The following is a 2,801-nucleotide window of genomic DNA, read 5'->3' as shown; positions in this document are numbered from 1 at the left end:
TGATCACCGCCGACCTCAGTCTCGACGTGGTGCTACGGCGCATCGTCGAGTCCGCGTGCGAGCTGGTCGACGCCCGCTACGGCGCGCTCGGGGTAATCTCCCGTGACGGTCGGCTCGAACAGTTCGTGCACGTCGGGATGGACCCGGGACTCGTCGAGACGATAGGGCGGCTGCCCCGGGGAGACGGCGTGCTGGGCCTGCTCATCGCGGAACCGCAGCCGGTGCGCCTCGACGACATCGCCGACCACCGCCAGGCGGTCGGTTTCCCCCCGGGCCATCCACCGATGCGGGCCTTCCTCGGGGTGCCGATCCGGGTCCGCAACGAGGTCTTCGGCAATCTCTACCTCACCGAGAAACGCGGCGGTCGGGTGTTCACCGCGGAGGACGAGGAGCTGGCGCTCGCGCTGGCCGCGAACGCCGGTGTGGCGATCGACAATGCCCGGCTGTTCGGGGAGGCCCAACATCGCCAGCAGTGGTCGCAGGCGTCCGCCGACATCACCCGGCATCTGCTCGCCGACGGCGACGACCCGCTGGAACTGATCGTCCAGCGGGCCCGCGACGTCGCCCGCGCGGACACGACGGCGCTGGCTCTCGGGTCGGAGACGGCGACCGAGCTGTCCTTCGACGTCGCCGCCGGGCAGGACGCGGACCTGCTGCGGGGCCGGCGGGTACCGATAGAGAGCTCGCTGGCCGGCCACGCGGTACGCGACCATGCGCCGCTGGTCGTCGCCGACGTCCGCGAACTGGCCGAATCCGAGGTCCACGACCTCGACATCGGGCCAACGATGATCGTTCCGCTGATCACGTCACATGTCACGTCCGGGGCGCTGATCCTCGCCCGGCGCCGTGGCGGTGACCTGTTCACGGACGCGGACCTGGAGCTGGCGGCCGCGTTCGCCGCGCACGTCGCGCTCGCGCTGGAACTCGCCCGCTCCCGAGCCGCACGCGGCCGGCTGTCCCTGCTGGAGGACCGCGACCGGATCGCCCGCGACCTGCACGACCACGTGATGCAACGCCTGTTCGCGGTGGCGATGGGCCTGCAGGGCCTCGCGGCCAGCGAGGAGCGGCCCACCCGGGCGGAGCGGATGAACACCTACGTGGAGGATCTCGACGAGACGGTACGGGAGATCCGCCACACCATCTTCGAGCTGCGGGGCCGGGCGGCACCGGCCACGGGCAGCGGCCTGCGGGCGCAGATTCTGGGCGTCATCGACGACATGACCGGCGCGTTCGGCTTCACCCCGCGGGTCCGGCTGGACGGACCGGTGGACACGATGATCGGTCCCACCCTCGGCGACCATCTGATCGCGGTCGTGCGTGAGGCGCTGTCCAACGCCGCCCGGCATGCCAAGGCGGGCAGTGTCGAGGTGACCGTGACCGCCGCGAGCGGCGCCGTCACCGTCGACGTGCTGGACGACGGGGTCGGCATCGGCTCCACCACCCGCCGCAGCGGGCTGGCGAACATGCGGGCCCGGGCGCAGGACCTCGGCGGGACCTTCGAACTCGGCCCGGGCCCCGACGGCGGCACCCAGCTGCGCTGGTCGGTGCCGACCAGCTGACCCGTCCGCAGATCCGCCAGCCGACGGATCTCTGCGTTCCCGGCGGGAGCTCAGGGAGTCACCGTCTTCTCCCCGTCCAGGAAGAGGTCGACGCGCTCTTCGTAGAAGCAGACCAGCCCGGCGATCCGGGCGCTCTCCGGGAACGGGGTCCGGTAGGTCCAGACGAGATCGGGGTACGTCTTCCCGTCGATCTCGACCGAGTAGTACTCGGCGTGCCCCTTGTAGGGGCAGCTGGTCCGGGTGTCCGAGGGGCGGAGCAGGTCCTGCCGGGCGTCGGTGAGGGAAAAATAGTAGCGGGGCGGCAGGCCCGTCTCGAACAGGATGACGGGTCTGCGCGAGTCCGCGACGGTCACCCCGTCAACCTCGACCCGCACGTGCCGGGAGCTGGCGAGAGCGTCCACCCGGGTGTACGGGCTGCGCGGATGGACGTAGACCGGCTCGTCCTCCTCGAACCACCCGTCCATCGCGTTCCAGTCGAAGCGGACCAGGTCGCGCAGCCCCTCCAGCGGTGACTGCGGGTAGGACCAGGCCGCCTCGGGGGCGGTCGTCCCCGCCACGACGACGTCGTAGTAGACCGCCTCCCCCCGACTCGGCGAGTGCTCCACCCGCCCGGTAGGCGCCAGGGTCGCGCCGACGTCCGCTCTCGGCAGGTAGTACACAGGATGGTGGGGATTTTCCCAGACCAGCGCCGGGCGCGCCGTGTCCGCGACCAGCTGGCCGCCCAGATACGCCCGCACCCGCTTGCGGCCCTGTTCGAGCCGAACCCGCCCTCGTGCCTCAGTCGTCATCCGCTCGCCTCCCGTCCTCGCATTCAAACCGGCCCCTCCCGGGACCGGTTTCTTCTCTGGGCCAACCGGCGCGGCGCCCCGCGCCTTCCCGCCCCCCGTGTCACCGGGAAGCACGCGGGCACGTGACAACCAGGAAGAACTCATCCGAGGAGAGCTCGTCGGACGGAGGCCGAGATGACCACCACAAGAACCTGGACCGTGCAGATCTCCCTGACGGAGCAGGACGGCCGTACCCAGGCGGACGCGGCCCTGCACGGCAGCCGCCCGCGACGATCTACACGGGACGGGACAGGCCCGGCTGCACCCCGGGGAGCCCGACGTTCCCGAGATCGGGGACGAGGTGGCCGCCGCGCGCGCGTTGTCGGAGCTGGCACACCGCCTGCTCGACGCGGCCGCCGAAAATATCCAGGCGGCGATGGCGGGACCCGACCGGACTATGTGATCGTCGTCCGCC

General features: G+C 71.4%; 3 protein-coding genes. 2 read left to right on the top strand and 1 reads right to left on the bottom strand.

Annotated features, from left to right (window positions below; all coding sequences use genetic code 11):
* Window positions 1-1,559 (top strand): sensor histidine kinase (locus tag ACY45C_RS06705; RefSeq protein ID WP_462186770.1); only part of this gene is annotated, 1,559 nt, incomplete at its 5' end.
* Between the two features lie 50 nt (window positions 1,560-1,609).
* Here the strand turns inward: ACY45C_RS06705 and ACY45C_RS06700 are convergent.
* Complete coding sequence (locus tag ACY45C_RS06700; protein WP_462186769.1) at window positions 1,610-2,347, bottom strand: DUF427 domain-containing protein; 738 nt, start codon at window positions 2,345-2,347, stop codon at window positions 1,610-1,612.
* A gap of 298 nt (window positions 2,348-2,645) precedes the next feature.
* Here ACY45C_RS06700 and ACY45C_RS06695 point away from each other — a divergent pair, with 298 nt between their 5' ends.
* Window positions 2,646-2,789: a dsRBD fold-containing protein gene (locus tag ACY45C_RS06695; RefSeq protein WP_462186778.1), complete on the top strand. Its 144-nt coding sequence runs from the start codon at window positions 2,646-2,648 to the stop codon at window positions 2,787-2,789.
* The last annotated feature ends 12 nt before the right edge of the window (window positions 2,790-2,801 follow it).

The organism is Frankia sp. CcWB2 (assembly GCF_977927585.1).
The sequence above is the reverse complement of the archived record's forward strand: the minus strand, read 5'-3'. Positions and strand labels throughout refer to the sequence as shown.